This is a genomic window from Aliikangiella aequoris, from assembly GCF_053709105.1.
The window spans coordinates 3,660,854-3,682,811 of the sequence record NZ_CM132298.1; the positions used below are offsets into that span (position 1 = coordinate 3,660,854).

Consider the following 21,958-nt stretch of genomic DNA (forward strand, 5'->3'; position numbering starts at 1 on the left):
ATTAAGCCAATAGAGGATTATCCCAAAAGCTAGGTCGAGATGAGTAAGTTTCAAAAAACGCTTTTAATTGAGGGTAATCATTGCGCCAGTCAATATCAGAATGTCTAAAATCGAGATAGGCCAAACAGCACATCATATTGATGTGTAATATACTAAACTCCGCCGGCAATAGAGCCAGTTTGGTTTCAATTTGGTTAAGCGTGCGAGCAATACCCAAATTAAATCTATCCCACCAAAAATCAGAGCGAATGCCATCATCTGCGCGCATTTGCTCCATTCTTCTTGCCACCAAAAGATCCATTAAACCGGAACACATAGAGTAATAAGTTTTTAACCGCCAATCAGCATAAACAGGATTAAATAACGTGCCACCACTAAAGTTTGCATCTAAAAAATCGCAAATCACTTCGCTATCTAAAATGTTTTCACCATTTTCAGACAAACAAGGAACCTTACCTAGAGGGTTCGCTTGTAAAAAGTCTGCATCATCGTTAAACGGATGTGTTTCATGCATTTCAATTTGCGATGCAATGTTTAGCTCAGAGATAACGACGCGCACACAGTTTGCATACGGAGAAGACTTAGTGTAAAACAGTTTCATAATGAATCCTTGATAACTTTTCGCAGCTTAGATTATAACGCGATTTTAAGATAAACCCTATGTCACAATTTGAATCACCACAAGAGACGACTAACCCTTATCAACCGCCCAGCGCTCAAGTTGACCACACGCTGCAAAATACTCAACCAGAATTTAAAGTTTACGAGCCATTTTCAATTGCAATTGCCACAATTTTTGGCTCTTGTTTAGCGGGTGGACTGCTACTGTATAGCAATTTAGATAATTTTAAATATAAGCTAACGAGCTGGATAATTTTAGTTGTGACTAGTTTTAGCACTTTAGCAATGTTGCTCTACTTTATTTTGGGTGGTGCTAAAAGTTTGCTTTACTATATCGCTATTAACTTTATTGCCGCGGTAATAATTATGCTGATTTGTCACTTGGTTTTAGCAGACAAAATCGAACAACATAAACAGCGGGGTCAGTTAATTCATACTCACTTGCGCGCATTAGTTATAGGACTACTGAGTTGCTTTGGGTTATTGTTGATGACAGGAACCGCTTGGATTTTAGCCATTCGATTGCATTAACGAGCGGTTTATCATTGTTAAAATAACCACCACAATATCAATCAGGTTTCGTTAATGTATATACCTAGTAGCTTTAAAATAGAATCGGCCGAAGTTATCCAAGGGCTAATAAAAGACAATGCTTTTGCAACGCTCTTTTCGGCCTCGCTAGAAGCCACTCATTTACCTTTTGTTTTACAAGCTAACGAAGGTAAGTTAGGTTCTTTATATGCACATATGGCCAGAGCAAATCCTCATTGGAAGCAACTTGACGGAGAAAAAGTATTAGTCGTTTTTCAAGGTCCGCATAGTTATATTTCGCCTTCTTTTTATGCAAAGTCGCCGGCGGTACCAACTTGGAATTATGTTGCGGTTCATTGCATTGGGCAAGTCACATTAATTAATGATAATGACAATAAGACCGCAATGGATAAATTAGTTGAGGCTTACGAACCAACACTTCTTGCAAATAACAACTTAATGCCAAGTGAATATACTCAAAAACTCCGCCAAGCGGTAGTTGGATTTAAAATTGTTATCGATACAATACAAGCCAAAGAAAAGCTTGGTCAACAGCGGAGCAAAGCGGAGCAACTTGGAGTTTATAAAGCATTGCAACAAAGCCAACGTTTAGAAGATCAATTGCTTTATCGCTATATGAAAAAGCGAGGTGTTGGAACCGGTGATTAACAAACACTAAAAAAGGGCTTAAAGCCCTTTTTTAGCTAGACAGATATGGCTCTAATTAAAGCACGCCACGCTTTTCTTGATCTCTTTCAATCGATTCAAATAATGCTTGGAAGTTTCCTTCTCCAAATCCTTTATCTCCTTCGCGTTGAATCATTTCAATAAAGATAGGACCAAATAAGTTTTTGGTGAATATTTGCAGTAAGTAAGTATTTTCTGCTTGGCTATCAACCAGAATTTGATGCTGCTTAATTTTCTCTTTATCTTCTTTAACCCAAGGTACACGATCCCAAATAGTTTCATAGTATTCAGGTATAATATCTAAAGTTTCAATGTAAGAGCCTTCCAGTGCATCGCAAGAAGCAACTAAGTCAGTGGTTCTAAATGCTAAATGCTGAACACCAGGACCATCATACATATCTAAATATTCATCAATTTGGTTGTTATTGTCATCTTTACCTTCATTAATAGGAATGCAGAATGTGCCGCACGGACTTGCTAACGCATATGAGACTAGAGCAGTTTTCACACCTTTAATATCAAAGTATCTAACTTCTTCAAATCCAAAAACGTTTTTATAAAAGTCTGACCATTTTTCCATAGTGCCTTTGTAAACATTATTAGTTAAATGATCGATTTCAACAAAGCCTTTATCTTGTTGAACAATAGGATCGGGTAATGCTTCAAAATCAGTTTCCCAAATACTATTTTCACCTTCATTTTTATCGATGAAGTAAATTAAACTGTTGCCAATGCCATAAATAGCCGGATAGTCAAAATCTTTTTCTGTCGCAGGCTTTGCTCCGCGTGCTACAGCTTCGTCTAATGCAAACTTTGCATCTTCTACAACCCACCCCATTGATGAAATCGCTGGCCCATGAGCTTTAGTAAACTCAGCAGAAAAACCGCTTTTTTCTGCGTTTAGTAAAAAGTGAATTTTATTTTGGTTATAGTAAGTAACATCTTTGCTTTTGTGCTTTTTTAATTTTGAAAATCCAAAATCCATAAAAACATCGTGCATAAATTTAGTATCAGCAGAGCAAAATTCTGTAAATGAAATACCGCGCAATTTGAGCGGGTTATTAGGGTGTTGCTGTGTCATCGGTTAATTCTCCAAAAAATATTAATCTTCTAGCCAGCTTTGGTTGTAATCGGGTTCCATACAATCTTTAAAGTGATTGCTGGTTTTTAAGGGGTTGAAGGTATCGATCATCACGGCGTATTCATAAGTCTCTTTTTTGCCTAAGGATCCTTCCGTTTTACCGGGCTGTGGCCCATGAGGAACACCTTTTTTATGTAAGGTCATGGAGCCTGCTTCAATTCCGGTACGGCTCATAAAGTCTCCATCAACATAATATAAGACTTCTTCACTATCGATATTGGTATGATAATAAGGCGCAGGAATAGAATTTGGGTGGAAATCATATAAACGAGGCACGAAATTACACACCACGAAATTATTGGCGGTAAAAATTAAATGCTCGCTAGGTGGTAAGTGAATTTTGCCGACTTTAGGTGCATATTCTTGAATATTAATTGCCCAGGGATAGCACGCTCCGTCCCAACCCACTAAATCAAACGGATGCCATTGCAGCACACTTTTTTGATAACGATCTGCGTATTTGATAATTAAAGGAAACTCGCCTTTTTCTACCACCGCAGGCTGTAACTCAGGTGTACGAATGTCTCTTTCGCAATAAGGTGCGCTTTCGAGTAGTTGGCCAGTTGCAGTGCGAAAATGCTTAGGAATAGTGACCATTGTAGGCGACTCAATAACAAATAAACGCACATTAGTGTAGTCATTAAACTTTAGCTGGTAGGTCGTTCCTTTTGGGATAACTAAATAGTCCCACCGCTGCACTGTGATGTTTCCGTAGTCCGACAATAGGGTACCTTGCCCCTCATGCACAAAAATAATTTCATCGGCATAAGCGTTGCGATAAAAGACATCGCTGGGTTGTGTAACTTTAGCAGTGTACATAGCAACATCATGGTTAAACAATTGCTTTCTACGCGCGGTTATAAAGTCGCCTTCGCTATCAACTTGAAAACTATGAATTTTATAATTTTGTAAAAGAGCGTCTTGCCACTCTTCACCATGTTCAATATTGATTGCTTCAACTTTCATGGTTTTAGTTGGCATATTGTGATGATACTTATTGGAATAGATATTCGAAAAGCCATGAGTAGAGAAAAGCTCTTCTCGATATAACTCACCGTCTTCTCGATAGAAAGTGGTGTGGCGTTTCGCTGGGATTTGCCCCTGCTTAATATAAAACGGCATAGTCTGTTCCTAGATAAATTTAAAATTGTGTTGAGCGCACAGCTCAATAGCCACTTCATTACTCCAAAAATGAAGCATAACCACTAATTCCAACAATAAAAAGGATAATCTTTTTACTATATCAATCAAAATTATTGATGATATAAGGCATCAAAATCCCATACTGGCCATATCATTCATCAAGCAAAACTCGAATTTTGCTTAAATCTCGGCATAATAGGCAAACAACCACATAGCAAAAAGGACTGAAAAATGGCAAAAGTACTGGGACTCGGCGGAGTATTTTTTAAGTCACCCGATCCGCAAGCGCTGGCTAAATGGTACCAAAAGTGGCTTGGAATGGGGCTAGCTCACCCTTATGGGCTAACCTTTGCTGCGAATGATATTCCAAAAAATGGATTTAATATTTGGACCCCGTTTAAGCAGTCTAGTGACTATTTTTCACCTAGCGAAAAAGACTTTATGTTTAATTTAATGGTAGATAACCTCGATGAGATGTTAACCCAATTAAAACCCAGTGGCTGCCATATTCTAGACACAATAGAGCGTAGCGAATATGGAAGTTTTGGCTGGTTTATTGACCCCGACGGGAATAAAGTTGAATTATGGCAACCACCGCAAAATCCCCCAAGCGAGAACTAGCTCATAATAGGTAGAAAATGGTAGCATAGCGACTGATTTTAGCCGGTAATAGATTAAACATACTTATGTCAGACAAAAGCAGTAAAAAGCGCGGCTTGTTCGGTTGGTTTGGTAATAAAAAATCACCCGACAACAAAACCAGTGAAACCACTGAACAAGAAGAGTCAACTAGTCAAACGATACAAGACTTATCGCCAAGCGAGACGACTCAACTCGCTCACCCTGAACCGCAACCGCTATCAAGCGATCAGCCTCCAGTTGACGGTGACTTAGCCGATGTCACTAAGCAAACCACGCCCATAACTCAAACAGCAGAGCAAGAAGCACAGCGAGAACCACAGCCTAAAGCCGGCTTATTCCAAAGGTTAAAGCAAGGGCTTTCTAAGACACGCTCACAATTTTCCGAAGGATTAGCCAATTTAGTTTTAGGCCAAAAAGAAATTGATGAAGACGTTTTAGAGGAAGTCGAAACCTTACTGCTAATGGCAGATGTCGGTGTTGATACTACCGCCAAGATTATTGACGATTTAACCGATAAAGCTAATCGAAAACAGCTAAAAGACACCCAGGCAATGATGTTGAGGTTAAAAGAGCTACTACTGCAAGTGGTTGAGCCTGTGCAAAGCCCATTAGTTATTCCACAACAAGACACCCCCTTTGTTATATTAATGGTAGGCGTTAATGGTGTTGGTAAAACCACCACCATCGGTAAACTCGCCCATCAATTTATGGCGCAAGGCAAAAGCGTGATGCTTGCGGCCGGAGACACATTTAGAGCCGCCGCAGTTGAACAGTTAAAGGTTTGGGGTGAAAGAAATAATGTGCCTGTAGTCGCACAACATACCGGAGCCGATAGCGCCTCAGTAATATTTGATGCGGTACAAGCAGCGCAAGCACGCAAGGTCGATATTGTTATTGCAGATACTGCAGGGCGGCTACACAATAAAAGTAACTTAATGGAAGAGCTAGCGAAAGTTAAACGAGTAATGGCAAAAGTTGACGCACAAGCACCCCACGAGATCATGTTGGTTGTTGACGCAGGCACCGGACAAAATGCGCTAGTTCAAGCAGTAGAATTTAATAAATCTGTAGGTTTAAACAGCGTTACCATTACTAAATTAGACGGCACTGCTAAAGGCGGTGTAGTATTTGCGCTGGCAGATCGACTAAAACTACCCATTCGCTATATTGGGGTAGGTGAAGCAAAACAAGACTTGCGTGAATTTGTGGCAACTGATTATATAGACGCCCTATTTGAGAAAACCTAGTTAAATTTTGCTTTAAATAACTTAGCACTATGCTTAGGCGCTAGCGCATTAAAATAAAAATGATAAATTTATCAGGACATTAAATGATTGAGTTTTCTGAAGTCTCTAAACGATACCCTAACGGCCAGGAAGCGCTAAAACGCGTTAGTTTTGAGATTGCAGATGGAGAAATGGCTTTTTTAACGGGTCACTCAGGCGCAGGAAAAAGTACTCTACTTAAACTTATTTGTCTAATGGAGCGAGCAACATCCGGCCAAGTTGTTGTAAATAATAAAAATTTAAACCGCACTAGCCGCCGCAAAATTCCTGCAGTTCGCAGAAACATTGGCATGATTTTTCAAGATCACCGCCTTTTATTCGACCGTACCGTATTTGACAATGTCGCTCTACCGCTCATGATTGCAGGCTACCCGCATCGCGAAATAGGCAGGCGAGTTCGTGCTGCATTAGATAAAGTCGGATTACTTTCAAAAGAAAAGCATTCTCCGATTATGCTATCCGGCGGAGAACAACAAAGGGTGGGAATTGCGCGCGCTGTCGTGAATAAACCCCCATTATTACTAGCTGATGAGCCAACCGGTAACTTAGATCCTAAATTGTCTGCAGAAATCATGCACTTGTTTGAACAGTTTAACCAAGTGGGCGTCAGCTTATTAATCGCCTCTCATGATTTAAGCCTCATAGCACAAATGCACTATCGAACCTTAGTCATGAAAGAAGGCCAATTAGTCGAAGATCAGGGCGATTCACCAAATAGTGAGTCTGGAGTCATGCTATGAGTCATGAGTCGATGTCAGGCGCCAGTATCTCTCAGGGTGCAACCTTAGGCACTAAGCTAAAAATGCTATCTCGGCTACATAAAATAGAAGCCAAACGCGGCTTGTTTGATATTTTATCTAGCCCAGTTTCAAATTTTATGACTATTTTAGTCATAGCTATCGCTCTCGCGTTACCTGCCGGTTTACAAATTTTGCTAGATAACGGTAAAAACTTATCCCAAAGTTGGGATGGAGCAAGCCGTATATCTCTGTATTTAGAAACCGAGCTAAGCAGTAAACAAATTGAACAAGTTGCTAGCAAAGTTCGCCAAACGAACGGAGTTGCTTCGGTAGATGTCATCAGCCAAGAGCAAGCCTTGGCTGATTTTAAACAGCGCTCAGGCTTTGCTGAAGCTATAGCTCAGCTGGATAGTAACCCACTGCCTCCAGTTTTGGTGGTTCAACCCGCAGCAACCCATACCAGTCCACAAGCTTCCGAATTATTAGTGGCAGAGTTTAAAGCCATTCCGCAAGTCACTCTTGCGCAACTTGACTTAGACTGGGTAAGAAAACTCTATGCCATTTTGCAACTAGCGGAAAAAGCTGCATCCGCTCTTGGTGCAGCCTTAGCGTTAGCAGTCCTATTAATCGTTGGAAACACCATCCGCTTATCAGTTCAAAATCGACGCGAAGAAATCGAAGTGGTTAAGTTAGTCGGAGCTACCGATGCTTTTATCCGTCGACCATTTCTATATACTGGGTTTTGGTATGGCCTATTTGCAGGTATTACTTGTTGGATTTTACTCAGTATTTCATTGCTTTGGCTAAGTGAACCCGTGGCTCAATTAGCCGGCTTATACCAAAGCCAATTTAGTATTGCGGGCTTATCCGGCAAACAAAGCCTTCAACTACTAGCCATTAGCTGCAGTTTAGGATTATTAGGATCTTGGCTCAGCGTTGGACGCCATATTCGAAAAATTGAACCGCGTTAACTAGCAAAGCGCTACAATTGCTCACAGATAAAATACAATTGCCCTCAAATAAAATACTATTCTATCGATAAAATCGAATTTGAGTTAAATTAAGTATCAACAAATTTAATATTAACGCGATATAATAATTAAATGTCGATTTGGTTGAATGTAACAAAATGTCTAATAAATGAAACTTTTCGAGGTTTTAAGACTCATACAACTAACAAATAAAATATTAGCACTCTACAATTAAGAGTGCTAAAATATTTGCTAATTAGAAGAGCCTCCTCTAGATCTAGCCCAATAAAGACTTGGCTTTGAGGAGTTTTAAATCAAATTAATAACTTGCGACATGAGCTTTTATATTTAAGTTTAAGAAGCGAGAGGATACAAAACATGAGTAAAGAATTAGCGACAATTGCAATGTCAGTCCCTCAGGGGAACATTGATTCTTACGTCACAGCAATACACTCTGTGCCTATTTTAACGGCAGAGCAAGAGTACCAATTAGCATCTCGTTATAAAAATGAGGGCGATCTTAGCGCGGTTAGAGATTTAATCCTTTCTCATTTAAGATTTGTTGTGCATATTGCGCGCAGTTATAGTGGTTATGGCCTACCCCAAGCCGACCTTATCCAAGAGGGTAATGTTGGGCTAATGAAAGCGGTAAAGCGTTTCGATCCTGAAGTTGGGGTGCGTCTAATTTCTTTTGCCGTTCACTGGATTAAAGCGGAAATTCACGAGTTTGTACTAAAAAACTGGAGAATTGTAAAAGTCGCTACAACAAAAGCGCAGCGTAAACTTTTCTTTAACTTAAGAAGCGCCAAAAAAAGCCTTAACTGGTTAAACAATGATGAAGTTAAAGCGGTTGCTGATGACTTAGGTGTATCTGAAATTGAAGTTAGGCGCATGGAAAGCCGTCTAAACTCGAGAGATACTGCTTTCGACTTACCGAATGATGCAGACGAAGACAGTACTTTTGCGCCAGCGGCTTATCTTGAAGCTCCGCAAAATAGTGATCCGGCTCAATCTTTAGAAGAACAAGATTGGGAGCAACATCACCAACAACGGTTATTTAATGCAATGAAAACTTTAGATGAGCGTAGTCAGGAGATTCTCAATGCACGTTGGCTAAGTGATAATAAAGCAACATTGCAAGAGCTAGCAGATAAATACCAAGTATCTGCAGAGCGAATTCGCCAATTAGAAAAAAATGCCATGAAAAAGTTAAAGGCTTGTATGAGCTAACCCTGTCTCAGCACAAGTAGTATATAAAGGCGCTCAACAGAGCGCCTTTTTTGTTTCTAATAATTATCTCAAAGAACAAGGTGATATTTCTTAAAGCTAGTCTACACTTAAAATGAGCAACAATAAAAATGATAGACAATAGTGAGGTTAGAAATGAATAGACAGATAACCTTTAGTTTCTGCCTGATCGCACTAATAGTGTTAGCTATAAGTGGTTGCAATCAAGCAGATAATTCAGGTCAAGTAGACAAAGCAACGAGCTCAGTAAAAGAAACGGCTCCAGCGCCTAGTAAGCAAGCAGTTGCCGCACTCAATAAACCAGCAAAGCAATGTTCGTTAACGATGGGCTGGGATCCATGGGAGCCCTATCAATTTTATACCGTTGACGATAAAGTCGCAGGACTAGAAATTGAATTACTCACTGCAATAGCTGATGAAGCTGGATGCGACTTAAAGTTTGAGCAAAAAAGCTGGATGAAGCTACTTAATGCGATTCGACAAGGTAGTATTGATTTACTTGGAAGTGCTTCTAAAACAGACGCCCGCGAAAAATTTGCTTATTTTTCTAATAACTATCGCTCAGAGTCATTTGTCCTTTACGTGCGTAAAGGTGAGGCAGATAAATATGCTAACTTAACTTTGGAGCAAATGTTAAACACTGACTTTAAACTTGGTGTCACCGAAGACTATGTTTATGGAGAGCAAGTGTCGCAACTTCGCGATGCCGCAGCAACCAAAGATAAATTTGTTAACGTACCTTTGCCAGAAGTTAACTATTACAACTTAGTACAAAACAATATCGATGGCTTTTTAGAAGATCCCTTTGTGGCCGCTTTTACAATAAAGCGTAAAGGGTTGCAAGATGAGATCGAGGCGCTGCCGCTTGAGATTCACTCCGGTGACGTTGCTTTAATGTTTAGTAAAAAAACCGTTTCACCAGAAACCGTTGAAGCCTTTAACCAAGCTATCGCGAAACTAAAGCAGGACGGCACTTACCAATCCATTCTCGATAAATACAGCTTTTAAAATCAGCAATAAACTTTAGCTAAGACCGATTATTTAGCCGGTCTTAGCTGTAGTAGCTCATACTTAATCTGACTAAATAGAACAAAGAGTTTGACCTAATCGTACAATTCTCTATTTTCAGAGTGCTATAATCGAACATAACCAAGTTTCTATTCGACCAGCAAAAGCTGCCATAAAGTGGTCGTTGGCAACGTCGAGTTCAGTGAACTTTTTGATCGTTAAAACCTGACACTCACAATTTATCTTCAATCTCGAAATTTACCCGTCATCTCGACCGAAGTGGAGAGATCTCCAACAGACATTCAAGATGTTTGCCATTCCTACTGTTTCAAAGACATCCATATACTAAACCCAAAATAAAAAGAGTTGGTCATTCATGAAATGCTGTGTTTACATTTTAACAAGCCGTTCCAACAAGACTTTGTATATCGGAGTGTTAATTTGCGCTCAAAAGTGATTCACATTTGCATTGAATAAATGAACCAGAGTTCTCTTGGTAAAGCTTTGTTAAAGCTAATTATCTATTAAGATAAGTTGATCAAAATTCAATGCAAATTAACAGTAGTATTTTTGTCGATTTAAAAAGCTATGAAATTAGGCTCTTTTTGGTATGTTTTGACACTTACGGCAGCTATCAGACTGATTTATAATCATTATTTCTAACACCGATTTGTGACACTTCTTGGCAAGCAATTTCTATCACCCATGTCTTTCTTCGCTGAGGCCCGACCCTCACAAATTAGATTTTCTGTAGGATATTAGCTAATAGCTGGGTGTCTGGTTATTTTTCTCTGGCTACTTTTCTGTTATCTTGTCTAATAATTGAAAAATAACAAATTCACTCACAAAAAGATTAATAAATGGGGAATCTATGAACAAGCGGAAGACGCTAAGCTATTTATTTCTATTATTTACTCAAGGGACTTTATCCGCTGCCAATTTAGAGAAAATTGACTTGCCTGGCAGCCCAACTGCTAGTTTGTCTGTGGTCTCTGGTAAGGCTGGCAGTTATGTCGCACTCCGAACCGCTGCTGCGTTAGTAGAGGCAGATACCAATAACGGTTTAGATGGGTATTTGTTTAATTTGGAGACCAAAGAGGCATCGTTACTTGTCCCACAACCCGAAAATGGCAGCGTTACACTCACTGAAGGCCAATCGTTTACGCCATTAAAGTTTTCAGATGATGGCTCTCGAATACTTATGGCCGGGAACAGCTCACTGGCAACCGCTGCAGACAATCATCAAGCTTTAGTGGTATACGACTTTAATACTCAGGAGTACTATGTTGCGTCAATTGATGAAGCCGGTAATTCGATGGACTATCCTGACACTACTACTAAGATGCTAAGCATGAGTGGCGATGGGCGCTATGTTATATTTTCGGGAAAACGTTGGAACAATAACCAATGGGAAGCGAAAATCTATCGTCGGGATTTACAACAACAGACTACTGAAGTCGTTGTCGAGTCGCTTGATGGCGCTAATGACGGCTTCTTTGCCGATAGAGGAGTAAGCATCTGGGATTACTCGAGTGATGGCCAAAAGGCGTTGGTTAAATCGATTGATGGTTTGTTTGCAACGGATGATAATGATGGAGAAATTGACAGATTTATCCTTGATTTTAGTGATGGCAGCGCATCATTGATTTCGTTTATAACTGACGAGGGTATCGAGCTCGAACTAGAGCGTTCGATAATAGCGGATCCTACTTTTCAATACCTGTTGATTGAATCAGAGGGCGCCGTTAGTAATACCGACAACTACCTGGTCTTCGAAAACTTTGCAGTATACAGCATTGCCAGCCAAAGCACTGTGGGTGTCGCTGATTTTCTAAACCTGGATGAAAGCACCGTGCGAAGTAACACTAGTATATTGCAAGCGCGTTGGGGTTTAACTTCCAATGATATAATCATTCAACCATCATCCAGCCTCCGCATTGCCGGTGAGCATCTTGTGGAAGGAGGACCCTATAGAGTGGATCGCTCCGGTCAAACCCCTCCCTACGTCGTGGGCCAAGACAACGATGGTACTAGAACATTTTCGTTATCATCAACAGCTAAGATAGCGGCCAGAGATGATGGGTTATTGTATGTCGCACAGGATGGTGAGACGAGTGTTTTCTCACTGTTTAAAGCAAACCCGGCGCCAGTAGACCTCATAGTAGGGGCGGCAGCAGACGCCACCAGTTTGACGGTAAGCCTAATCAATAGCTCTGCAGAGCCTATTCACAATGTCGGTTTGTCGATTCAGTTTCCCCATTTTGAGCTGACAGGTGAAGTCATACGAGAGCAACTCAGTGATTGTTTCACTGGAACTTACCACACGTCTACAGAAATCAATGATTGTCCGATTGGAACAATCGATGCAAACTCGTTGGTTTCCTATACCTTCGATTTCAGTCAAGACTTTGAAGGAACGGCAAATCAAGGCAAAACGGTCGGTATTACAGTGATTGGACAGTCGTTATCTGATCCCGATACCGAGATGTTAAACAACTCGGCGACTATCCAACTTTCAGTACCTCAAGATAACAGTAATGATGGCAATAACGATGGCAATGATAACGACGAATCAGGTGACTCCGGTGGTGGTAGTCTCTGGTTAGTGTCTTTAATCATGCTCTTTTTATTAAGTTACCGCCGAGGATTACAGGCTAAAATCTGAAAGCACACCGAGTAAGAGGGGAGTATGTTCCCCTCTTTACTGAACTTCCCGTTAATTTCTCATAACCCATCTGAAAATATTCTTGGAATACCTGATTCGTTTGTCAGAATTTATCTATTGATAAATCCATTTGGCTCGCCCATTAGCCAGCCTCTGTCAAGAAGCAACTAAAAGCCAATGCCACTAAATTTTGTTAGTAACTTTGTAAGCCAACGGCCATTCGAACACGCACCCTTATTCTCGCTATTGGCGTCGGAATTGATTCGCACCAGTCACCCGTCGGGATCTAGGTAATTCTCAGAATTCACCCCAAGCCTATTGGCTCCTGAAAATAATCGGTTCCAAACTGTGTCCAATTGAATGCAACACAGACCAGTAGTTCTTAACTAAAATGCAGCCTTACCAACCCCTTTAGTGGTTCACATGAAATAGGGGTCAGTGTCTGGGGGATCCCCCAGGATCAGTGTGAGTTAGCTCTAATCTTTATCGAGCCAACCAATACGTCCACTATCTTCCTTGCTTTCTAACCGCAAACTGTCAGCTTTGGACACGTCTTTAATTTTTGTTATGTCGGCTCTGTGATGAATAGAGCCAGTAAAAACTAACTTCTCATACAGACTCTGATGATCAAAGCCTGCATTATAAAGACGACTTTATGGTAACCCATTGATTACACTATTCAACTATATCTTGTGCTAAGCGAAATCCAATCAGTTGGCTTTTATCAATCGAAGACAACCCATTACGATCAGCCGATCTCAAGTAGTTTTTTGTGGTATACCAACCACCGCCACGAATGACACGTTCGAACTTGCAATCACCACTAACCCACGCACTTCCGTCATTCGGCGCTTCCTTATATGATTCATGGTAACAATCTTCTACCAACTCCCAGGCATTACCATTCATATCGTACAATCCAAATCGATTTGGTGAATAAGATTTTACTTCGACTGTTCCATCATATGACTTACTGCATTCTCCACCCAGTTTATTACCTTCATTAGGCTCACTTCTTCCGTATTGTGCTTGTGAACAATCGATCTCATTGCCCCAAGCATATTTGGTAGTACTCCCTGCTCTAGCAGCATACTCCCATTCTGCTTCACTTGGTAATCGGAAAGTTTGTCCGGATACTTTATTTATCCAAGGTATAAACTGCTTAGTGATATGTTGATAGCTTACGTTGATTACTGGACGATTGCCTCGTCCCCACCCTTGATCGCTTGGTTTATATGTACAAACACCATCAGTAACGCACCTATCCCACATCGCGAAAGTCACTTCTGTTTGACTCATTTTAAACGCTTTAATTGTCACTGGATGAATTGGCAATTCATCTTCCCTTTCACAGCAATCTGAACCCATTTGAAATGAGCCGCTAGGTACTTTTATCATTCGAGGTTGATACGTTTTGTCTTTAGGGGGCTCATGTTCTGTTGCATGAATAACACTCACGTTTAAAATCAAAACAACGACAAACTTGAATAACGAACTGCCTAGAAAAAGCTTTGAACATCCAATTTGTTTAATATCAGAAGTTTCCATTTATATTTTTCCTCAAGCCAAAGATTCAGAACAGCTGGCTCGTCGACTGACTGCTTTTATTAGTCCAATCTAATTCTCCGAACGACCGCAGTGTGATGCTCTCAGTCTCATAAAGTATTGCCAATGTCCGCAATAAGATTTTAGCCGAAATTAGATTGACTGATCATATTTCGCTCTCCCTGCCAAAAATGTCAGATGGAGTTCAGACTAATCCATCTTAGCTATAAGTCGTGCCCCATATCTCGCTTAATATCAATAATGTCGGAATATATATGGCTTTTATCAACACCTTTGCTAAGTAGTGCCTGATAAACGTTTAAAACCATTGGTTCAGACCCAGAAATAAAGAACTCTTTAGACTTAATCTCTTCCCCTAAGTTTTCGATAGCGACTTGATGAGGAAAACCAACTTGTCCTTGCCACTCGACTTCTTCGTCTGCGATGACTGGCACATAATGAATATTCTTATTAATTACCTGCCAAGACTCTATTAATGCCGTTTGATAAAGCTCATTAGACGATTGCGCCCCCAAATAAACTGTAAACTCTCGCTCGTCTCCACGACTTAAAGCACTTTCTATAAGGCTCTTCATTGGAGAAAAGCCTGTACCGCCGGCAATTATCACAACGTCTAAGTGACCTGGCTTTAAGCAGCATCGACCATGAGGCCCGTCAATTTCAAAACTTTTTCCAGCATTAAATAAATCTAACATCTCCTTGGCTAACGTGTCTTCGCCCACTTTGCGGATATGTAACTCAATAAAGTTTTGCTCTTCAGGTGCACTAGCAATAGACAATGGAATTTTTTTATTTTCGCTAAGACTTAAAAATAAATATTGCCCTGCTTCAAACTCAAATAACTCACCCGACAGGGGTTTAATTCTTACCCGATAAATCTGTTCCGTCAGTTGGGTTACATTGTGAGTTATAAATTTGACTCCGCTCATAGGTCTAGTTCTTTCCATAATTCGTCTACTTTATCTTTGGTTGCCTGATCCATTTCTATTGCGACGCCCCATTCTCTTTGGGTCTCGCCAGGCCATTTATTAGTTGCATCTATACCCATTTTTGAACCTAGCCCAGAAACTGGCGACGCAAAGTCTAAATAATCAATTGGGGTATTATCAATTAAAGTGGTATCTCTGCTAGGGTCAACTCGAGTGGTTAAAGCCCAAATCACGTCATTCCAATCTCGTGCATTTACATCGTCGTCGGTAACAATAACAAATTTGGTATACATAAACTGACGTAAAAAACTCCAAACTCCCATCATCACTCGTTTCGCATGCCCTGGGTATTGTTTTTTAATTGTTACCACCGCCATACGGTACGAGCAGCCTTCTGGAGGTAAATAAAAGTCAATTATTTCTGGAAACTGCTTTTGCAACAAAGGAATAAAAACTTCATTTAACGCCACCCCTAACACCGCAGGCTCGTCTGGTGGACGCCCAGTATAAGTAGAATGATAAATAGGCGACTTTTGGTGAGTTATTTTTTCAATCGTAAATACAGGGAACGATTCAACTTCATTATAGTAACCTGTGTGGTCTCCATAAGGCCCTTCATCAGCAAACTCATTCGGATAGATAAATCCTTCTAACACAAATTCAGCACTCGCAGGAACTTGTAAGTCATTAATTAAGCAATTGGTCACTCGAGTTTTTTCACCGCGCAATAAGCCCGCAAAAGCATATTCAGATAATGCATCTGGAACCGGCGTAACCGCGCCTAAAATAGTTGCAGGATCAGCGCCTAATGCCACGCTAACCGGAAACGGTTCGCCTGGGTGCTGCTCTTGCCAAGCTTTTAAATCAAGTGCTCCGCCACGATGCGACAACCAACGCATAATCACTTTATTCTTAGCAATGACTTGCTGTCGATAAATACCTAAATTTTGGCGTTTTTGGTTAGGTCCACGGGTAACAACTAAGCCCCAGGTAATTAATGGCGCGGCATCTCCGGGCCAACAAGTTTGAATGGGGATTTGGCTTAAATCGACATCTTCTTTTTCAATAACAATCGCTTGAGAGTCCGCTTTTTTGACTACTTTAGGATTCATATTAAGCACTTGTTTAAAAATAGGCGCTTTGTCCCAAGCATCTTTGAATCCCGCAGGCGGTTCTGGTTCTTTTAAAAATGCCAGTAATTTACCGACTTCACGAAGTTCAGATACCTCTTTGCAACCCATAGCAACAGCAACTCGACGGGTAGAGCCGAACAAATTGGTGAGTACTGGTGTTTGATATCCAATGGGGTTTTCAAATAATAAGGCAGGGCCGTCTGCTCGCAACACGCGATCAGAGATCTCGGTCATTTCTAAATTAGGATCAACAGGCAAGGTGATGCGCTTAAGGTCACCTTGCTGCTCTAAATACGCTATAAAATCTCTTAAATCTTTATACTTTACCGATTGATTCAGCATGACTTAACAGATTTATTTGCGTTTCATGGAGTTGAAGAACTCTTCATTGGTTTTAGTTAGGGCCAATTTATCCACTAAAAACTCCATCGCTTCAATTTCTTGCATTGGATGAATAATTTTGCGCAAAATCCACATTTTTTGAAGCTCTTCGGTTGAAGTCAGGAGGTCTTCTTTTCTGGTACCTGAGCGATTAAAGTTAATGGCTGGAAAAACCCGCTTTTCGGCAATCTTACGATCCAAATGTAATTCCATATTACCGGTACCTTTAAACTCTTCGTAGATAACCTCATCCATCTTAGAACCAGTATCTACCAGAGCGGTAGCAATAATCGTTAAACTACCACCTTCTTCAATGTTTCTCGCTGCACCAAAAAATCGCTTAGGCCGTTGTAATGCATTGGCATCGACACCACCGGTTAATACTTTACCCGACGAAGGTATCACCGTGTTATAAGCACGTGCCAAACGAGTAATAGAGTCTAATAAAATAATGACGTCTTTTTTATGCTCAACCAGTCGTTTAGCTTTTTCAATAACCATTTCAGCCACTTGAACATGGCGACTTGCAGGCTCATCAAACGTAGAAGCGACAACTTCGCCTCTTACAGAACGCTCCATTTCAGTTACTTCTTCCGGGCGCTCATCAATTAATAATACAATAAGCACACAGTCTGGATGGTTCGCGGTAATCGATTGAGCGATATTCTGCATCATCATAGTTTTACCCGCTTTAGGAGGGGAAACCACTAGTGCTCTTTGGCCACGCCCAATAGGTGAAGCTAAATCAATAACCCGGGCTGTAATGTCTTCACTAGAACCATTACCACGCTCCATTACCATTCGCTGATCTGGGTGCAGAGGAGTTAAGTTTTCGAATAAAATCTTATTTTTTGCGTTTTCTGGGCTGTCGAAATTGATCTCGTTTATTTTTAATAACGCGAAATAACGTTCGCCATGCTTTGGCGGCCTAATTTTGCCAGAAATGGTATCACCGGTACGCAAACTGAAGCGTCTAATTTGACTAGGCGATACGTATATATCATCTGGCCCTGCTAAATAGGAGGAACCGGCATTACGCAAAAAGCCAAAACCGTCAGGGAGTATTTCTAATACACCATCGCCAAAAATATCCTCACCGCTTTTCGCATGGTTTTTAAGAATTGCGAAAATTATATCTTGTTTACGCATACGCGCGGCATCATCAAGCCCGGCCTCTTTGGCCATTGCGCTAAGTTTAGTCGCTGAGAGTTGTTTTATTTCGGTTAGATTCATAAAGTTACTTTTTATTTGGGATGGAGGTTTGACTAAGGGATCTGCAATTTCACTAAGAAGAGTGACAGTTGCGCTAGTTATTTACCTATTTAAATGGGTTTATAGTTCACTTACATTTTTATTGCTGAATTTTAAAGTATTCAAAGTCACACAAACATTTAACTTAATTTTTGGTTATTAAACGATAAAAACATTACATCGAAACTCAATATTGTCTTTAAAGTGAAGTCTTTAGAAACTAGTTAAATTAGAATTTAATCATTTGAATTAATCATTCGTAGGTCAGGAGACCCTGAAATGAGTTGACAATCGAAAAGTAGCACTAAAACAATTAATTGTCCAATTTTTTGCAGAAAAAGCCGGTGCTTAGTTAAAAACACCGTCTTTAGATTTAATTTTGCTGTTGTTGGCTTAAATATTAGTATCTAAAAATGTTGCGAGTTGAGACTTACTCACTGCACCTACTTGTTGTGCTTCAACCGCGCCATTTTTCACTAAAATTAAGGTTGGAATACCTCTTACGCCATACTGCGGTGCAGTATTTTGGTTTTCATCAATATTCAATTTAGCAATCTTCACTTTACCGGCATATTCTTCCGCGAGCTCGTCTAAAATTGGGGCGATCATTTTGCAAGGTCCACACCATTCTGCCCAAAAATCAACTAAAACAGGTAATTCAGACTTTAAAACTTCTTCTTCAAAAGTAGCATCAGTCAATTGAACTATCTTATCGCTCATGAAATGTAATCTCCTAAAAATGACTATTCGCCCGCAATCATTGTAAATGGTATGATGCGGAAACAAGATGTTAAAATATTTAGCGTCTATTCTGCTATCTGTTGCTATAAGTTGCAACCTGCGATCGCAAAAAAGTATTTTATTTTATTAGGAACAAACCTTATTTATGGTAACTCATTTATCGAATACCGCTTTTAAAAACATGGGGTTACACCCAAAATTACTACAAGCATTAGACACTTTAGGCTTTCAGTATGCAACGCCGATTCAAGCACAAGCTCTGCCACTATTACTCAATTCGCAAGATGTCGCAGGGCAGGCGCAAACCGGTACCGGTAAAACTAATGCCTTTTTGCTAGCAATACTCAATGAGTTACTAACCTTGCCAGCAGTAGAAGATCGCGAGCCAAATGAGCCGCGCGCCTTTATTATGGCTCCCACACGAGAGTTGGTCATTCAAATCTATGAAGACGCCAAAACCTTAGCGCAGTTTACCGACTTAAAAATGTGTGTCGCTTTTGGTGGCGCTGATTATGACAAGCAACGTCAAGCAATTGAAGATGGCTGTGATGTATTAATTGGTACGGCAGGGCGACTAATCGATTACTTTAAGCAAAAAGTTTACAACTTTTACGCTCTCGATTGCGTGGTTTTAGACGAAGCTGACAGAATGTTTGATCTAGGGTTTATCAACGACATACGCTATTTATTTAGAAAAATGCCTCCTCCAACCGAAAGACTTAACATGCTGTTTTCTGCGACTTTATCGCATCGCGTCAAAGAACTTGCTTACGAACATATGAATCAGCCAACCCATATTCATGTAGAAGCAGAGCAAGTAACCGCAGATCGCGTGCGCCAGCTTCTTTACTACCCAGCAAATCATGAAAAGCTGCCTTTACTGATGGGTCTTATTCAACAACATAAACCTGACAAATCAATTATTTTTACTAACACTCGGCGTCAGGCAGAGCGAGTTTGGTTAAGCTTAAAGGGCAATGACATTAAGGCGGGGCTTTTAACTGGTGACGTACAGCAAAAGAAACGGATTCGGCTTTTAGAAGAACTAAAAGCCGGTAAAATTGATGTGCTGATTGCTACCGATGTAGCAGCTAGAGGGCTACATATTGACGGCGTAAGCCATGTATTCAATTTTGATTTGCCAGACGATGCAGAAGACTATGTTCACCGCATAGGCCGAACCGCAAGAGCTGGAGCAGAAGGCGATGCAATTTCTTTTGCCGGCGAAGATAATGCGTTTAACCTACCAGCAATAGAAGAGTATATTGGTTTTGCATTACCGACCGCCGAAGTGAGCGCAGAACTATTGGCCGATGTAAAGCCTCCAGCTAAAGCAGAACCTCGTGCTGCTAGACCTCACTCGGGGAATAGAAACACCAATCGCAATAACAATAGCCGGGGCAGACGACCCGCTCCAAGACGCCAGCATTAATGCAGGCAAAAAAGCGAGCTTTACCGCAAAAAACTAACCAACTTGTGCAAATTGCTATTATTTAAATTATGCCAAATTTAAGTCAAGCTAAACAAACCACACTCGACGCTCAGGGGCTTCGCTGTCCTGAGCCGGTTATGATAATTCGCAAACATATTCGCGCAATGCAGTCTGGCGACGTGCTCCACATTATTGCCGACGATCCTGCAACTACTCGAGATATTCCTAGCTTTTGTGAGTTCATGGACCATCAACTATTAAGCGCCGAAACCGAATCTTTGCCTTATCATTATCGAATTAAAAAAGGCTAATCAAATTGAGTCACTCACCTGAATCGTTAATTCGTTCAATCGGTGACTCACCGCTACCGCCAGTTGAAAACTGGAACCCAGACTATTGTGGTGAGCTTGATTTAGTCATTAAAGCCGACGGAACTTGGTTATATTCTGGCACGCCATTTACTCGGCGAAAAATGCAATTGTTGTTTTCACGAATCATTAAAAAAGAAGCTGAAAAATTTTATTTAGTAACGCCCGTTGAAAAGCTAGCAATACAAGTAGAGTGGCAACCTTTTACCATTATTGACTTCAATATAAAGCAGCACAATGGTATGAAAATTTATGAGTTTATAGATAACTGTGACAATTTGACTGAGCTTAAATCCCCCCAACAAATAGTTTTTTCAAGTTATCAAGATCAGCGTTTACCTTGCGTACAGGTGAGGCGAAATCTTTTTGCTAGTTTTAGTCGTAGTTGTTATTACCGACTTATTGAAAGCGCGCAATTAAAAACGAGTAACAATATTGAGCAGGTGCTTATTACATCTCACGCTAATGAATTTATTATTGGTACTGTAGACGGAGACTAATTGTGAAAATTAGCTTTCAAAAAATACCTAAAGCCGCAATAATTTTGTACCTTTTAGGCTTCGCGATTATTATAAGCTGCCTTTTAGCTTTTTGGATTAACAATCAATTGGTCAATCCAGTACGATTACAACAGGTATTAATACTGGGCGCGATAGTTGTCGTAGGCGGCTCTATTGTAAATGTTATTTATCAATTTAAATGGTGGCAAAAGCAGCGCGATTCTAATCGATAAATAAAGTTTAAACCGTATCGTTAGCTTGGTAATAACGCTGTCTTATACGCTCACAGTAGTTAACTAAGTTTGCAAAAGAGCGGGCGCTTCGATTGAACTCATTGTCTAAATCAACTTGAATGCAGGCGGCTAAAAAGCCATATACACACGCATCTAATGAACAGGGCTTGTCACCCAAAATAAATTCTTTATCACCTAACAAACAATCTAAAGCTTGCATGGTTTTTTTTCCTAACTCCACCACTTGTTGTGGTGTGTGCCTCGCTATTCCTTGAGCAAAACAATCTTTAAAAACTTTTCGCTTATACAATGGTGGAACAATTAACTGTAAAAAGGGCGATAACCGCCTAAAGAAAGCCTTCTTAATAACTGGCCAGCTTTCAGGGTCTAACCAGCGAGAGTAGACTAAAGCAAAATAAAAGTTTTCATCAAGCGACTTGGTTATCAAGTAACATTGCGCTAATTGTTTTTGGCTAAGCCAACTATCAATGTCATTATAGTTTGCTTTAAGGTGCTCGATAATTGCTTGCGAGTCATTCACAAGACGATTCTCTTGCGCTAGTTTTTCAGAAATAAAAGGTAGCTTTCCTGTTGGGGAGGCTTTTAAGTTTGCAATGCCGGGTTTGGTTTGAAAATCAATATTCGCCATTCTTAAATAACAGTCAACTTTCAGTACAAAAGGACTTGGATCGGGGAGATTTAAATTTGGGCCAAAGCAATGCAAAGTAAGCATAATCTATT

22 protein-coding genes are annotated in these 21,958 nt (G+C 40.3%); 13 read left to right on the forward strand and 9 right to left on the reverse strand.

What is annotated here, in order from left to right; translation table 11 throughout:
- Position 1 precedes the first annotated feature (1 nt).
- Positions 2-601, reverse strand: coding sequence for a glutathione S-transferase N-terminal domain-containing protein (locus ACUR5C_RS15860; RefSeq protein ID WP_454466163.1), 600 nt, complete (start codon positions 599-601; stop codon positions 2-4).
- A gap of 59 nt (positions 602-660) precedes the next feature.
- On the opposite strand from ACUR5C_RS15860, the gene ACUR5C_RS15865 reads away from it, so the two are divergent.
- Together ACUR5C_RS15865 and ACUR5C_RS15870 are read left to right on the forward strand one after the other, a co-directional pair.
- On the forward strand, positions 661-1,152 hold the full coding sequence (locus tag ACUR5C_RS15865; protein ID WP_454466164.1) for a hypothetical protein: 492 nt from the start codon (positions 661-663) through the stop codon (positions 1,150-1,152).
- 54 nt (positions 1,153-1,206) lie between these two features.
- Positions 1,207-1,821 (forward strand): FMN-binding negative transcriptional regulator, encoded by a 615-nt coding sequence (locus tag ACUR5C_RS15870; RefSeq protein ID WP_454466165.1) that lies wholly within the window; start codon positions 1,207-1,209, stop codon positions 1,819-1,821.
- Positions 1,822-1,876: 55 nt separating this feature from the next.
- Here ACUR5C_RS15870 and hppD read toward each other — a convergent pair whose 3' ends face one another.
- Both hppD and ACUR5C_RS15880 read right to left on the reverse strand, forming a co-directional pair.
- Positions 1,877-2,920 (reverse strand): 4-hydroxyphenylpyruvate dioxygenase, encoded by a 1,044-nt coding sequence (hppD, locus tag ACUR5C_RS15875; RefSeq protein WP_454466166.1) that lies wholly within the window; start codon positions 2,918-2,920, stop codon positions 1,877-1,879.
- A 21-nt stretch (positions 2,921-2,941) separates the two neighbouring features.
- Positions 2,942-4,102 (reverse strand): homogentisate 1,2-dioxygenase, encoded by a 1,161-nt coding sequence (locus ACUR5C_RS15880; protein WP_454466167.1) that lies wholly within the window; start codon positions 4,100-4,102, stop codon positions 2,942-2,944.
- Positions 4,103-4,354: 252 nt separating this feature from the next.
- Here ACUR5C_RS15880 and ACUR5C_RS15885 point away from each other — a divergent pair, with 252 nt between their 5' ends.
- The 7 genes from ACUR5C_RS15885 (at position 4,355) to ACUR5C_RS15915 (ending at position 12,683) form a co-directional block, all read left to right on the forward strand.
- Complete coding sequence (locus ACUR5C_RS15885; RefSeq protein ID WP_454466168.1) at positions 4,355-4,744, forward strand: VOC family protein; 390 nt, start codon at positions 4,355-4,357, stop codon at positions 4,742-4,744.
- A 65-nt stretch (positions 4,745-4,809) separates the two neighbouring features.
- Complete coding sequence (gene ftsY / locus ACUR5C_RS15890; RefSeq protein ID WP_454466169.1) at positions 4,810-6,012, forward strand: signal recognition particle-docking protein FtsY; 1,203 nt, start codon at positions 4,810-4,812, stop codon at positions 6,010-6,012.
- Positions 6,013-6,095: 83 nt separating this feature from the next.
- Positions 6,096-6,791 carry a cell division ATP-binding protein FtsE gene (gene ftsE / locus ACUR5C_RS15895; RefSeq protein ID WP_454466170.1) on the forward strand — a complete coding sequence of 232 codons (696 nt, stop codon included), beginning with the start codon at positions 6,096-6,098 and terminating at the stop codon, positions 6,789-6,791.
- On the forward strand, positions 6,788-7,762 hold the full coding sequence (gene ftsX / locus ACUR5C_RS15900) for a permease-like cell division protein FtsX (protein ID WP_454466171.1): 975 nt from the start codon (positions 6,788-6,790) through the stop codon (positions 7,760-7,762). The genes ftsE and ftsX overlap by 4 nt, the downstream gene beginning before the upstream one ends.
- Positions 7,763-8,140: 378 nt before the next feature.
- The gene (rpoH, locus tag ACUR5C_RS15905) at positions 8,141-8,992 is read left to right on the forward strand and encodes an RNA polymerase sigma factor RpoH (RefSeq protein WP_454466172.1); all 852 of its coding nucleotides are present in this window, start codon (positions 8,141-8,143) and stop codon (positions 8,990-8,992) included.
- A 153-nt stretch (positions 8,993-9,145) separates the two neighbouring features.
- Complete coding sequence (locus ACUR5C_RS15910) at positions 9,146-10,018, forward strand: substrate-binding periplasmic protein (RefSeq protein ID WP_454466173.1); 873 nt, start codon at positions 9,146-9,148, stop codon at positions 10,016-10,018.
- An 871-nt stretch (positions 10,019-10,889) separates the two neighbouring features.
- Positions 10,890-12,683, forward strand: coding sequence for a hypothetical protein (locus ACUR5C_RS15915; protein WP_454466174.1), 1,794 nt, complete (start codon positions 10,890-10,892; stop codon positions 12,681-12,683).
- 675 nt (positions 12,684-13,358) lie between these two features.
- Here ACUR5C_RS15915 and ACUR5C_RS15920 read toward each other — a convergent pair.
- From ACUR5C_RS15920 to trxA, 5 genes are all read right to left on the reverse strand, one after another.
- Positions 13,359-14,231 (reverse strand): formylglycine-generating enzyme family protein, encoded by an 873-nt coding sequence (locus ACUR5C_RS15920; RefSeq protein WP_454466175.1) that lies wholly within the window; start codon positions 14,229-14,231, stop codon positions 13,359-13,361.
- Between the two features lie 221 nt (positions 14,232-14,452).
- Positions 14,453-15,196, reverse strand: coding sequence for an FAD-binding oxidoreductase (locus tag ACUR5C_RS15925; protein ID WP_454466176.1), 744 nt, complete (start codon positions 15,194-15,196; stop codon positions 14,453-14,455).
- Complete coding sequence (gene ubiD / locus ACUR5C_RS15930) at positions 15,175-16,653, reverse strand: 4-hydroxy-3-polyprenylbenzoate decarboxylase (protein ID WP_454466177.1); 1,479 nt, start codon at positions 16,651-16,653, stop codon at positions 15,175-15,177. Before ubiD ends, ACUR5C_RS15925 begins: the two co-directional genes overlap by 22 nt.
- Positions 16,654-16,665: 12 nt before the next feature.
- Entirely contained in the window at positions 16,666-17,925 is a 1,260-nt protein-coding gene (gene rho / locus ACUR5C_RS15935; protein WP_454466178.1) for a transcription termination factor Rho, read from the reverse strand.
- Positions 17,926-18,336: 411 nt separating this feature from the next.
- Complete coding sequence (trxA, locus tag ACUR5C_RS15940; protein ID WP_454466179.1) at positions 18,337-18,663, reverse strand: thioredoxin TrxA; 327 nt, start codon at positions 18,661-18,663, stop codon at positions 18,337-18,339.
- Positions 18,664-18,829: 166 nt separating this feature from the next.
- On the opposite strand from trxA, the gene rhlB reads away from it, so the two are divergent.
- The 4 genes from rhlB (at position 18,830) to ACUR5C_RS15960 (ending at position 21,217) form a co-directional block, all read left to right on the forward strand.
- Entirely contained in the window at positions 18,830-20,116 is a 1,287-nt protein-coding gene (gene rhlB / locus ACUR5C_RS15945) for an ATP-dependent RNA helicase RhlB (protein ID WP_454466180.1), read from the forward strand.
- Positions 20,117-20,184: 68 nt separating this feature from the next.
- Complete coding sequence (gene tusA / locus ACUR5C_RS15950; protein WP_454466181.1) at positions 20,185-20,427, forward strand: sulfurtransferase TusA; 243 nt, start codon at positions 20,185-20,187, stop codon at positions 20,425-20,427.
- 5 nt (positions 20,428-20,432) lie between these two features.
- Complete coding sequence (locus ACUR5C_RS15955) at positions 20,433-20,984, forward strand: DUF1285 domain-containing protein (protein ID WP_454466182.1); 552 nt, start codon at positions 20,433-20,435, stop codon at positions 20,982-20,984.
- 2 nt (positions 20,985-20,986) lie between these two features.
- Positions 20,987-21,217, forward strand: a complete 231-nt coding sequence (locus ACUR5C_RS15960; protein WP_454466183.1) for a hypothetical protein — start codon at positions 20,987-20,989, stop codon at positions 21,215-21,217.
- A gap of 7 nt (positions 21,218-21,224) precedes the next feature.
- On the opposite strand, the gene ACUR5C_RS15965 is transcribed toward ACUR5C_RS15960, so the two are convergent.
- On the reverse strand, positions 21,225-21,950 hold the full coding sequence (locus ACUR5C_RS15965) for a glutathione S-transferase family protein (RefSeq protein ID WP_454466184.1): 726 nt from the start codon (positions 21,948-21,950) through the stop codon (positions 21,225-21,227).
- Positions 21,951-21,958 lie beyond the last annotated feature (8 nt).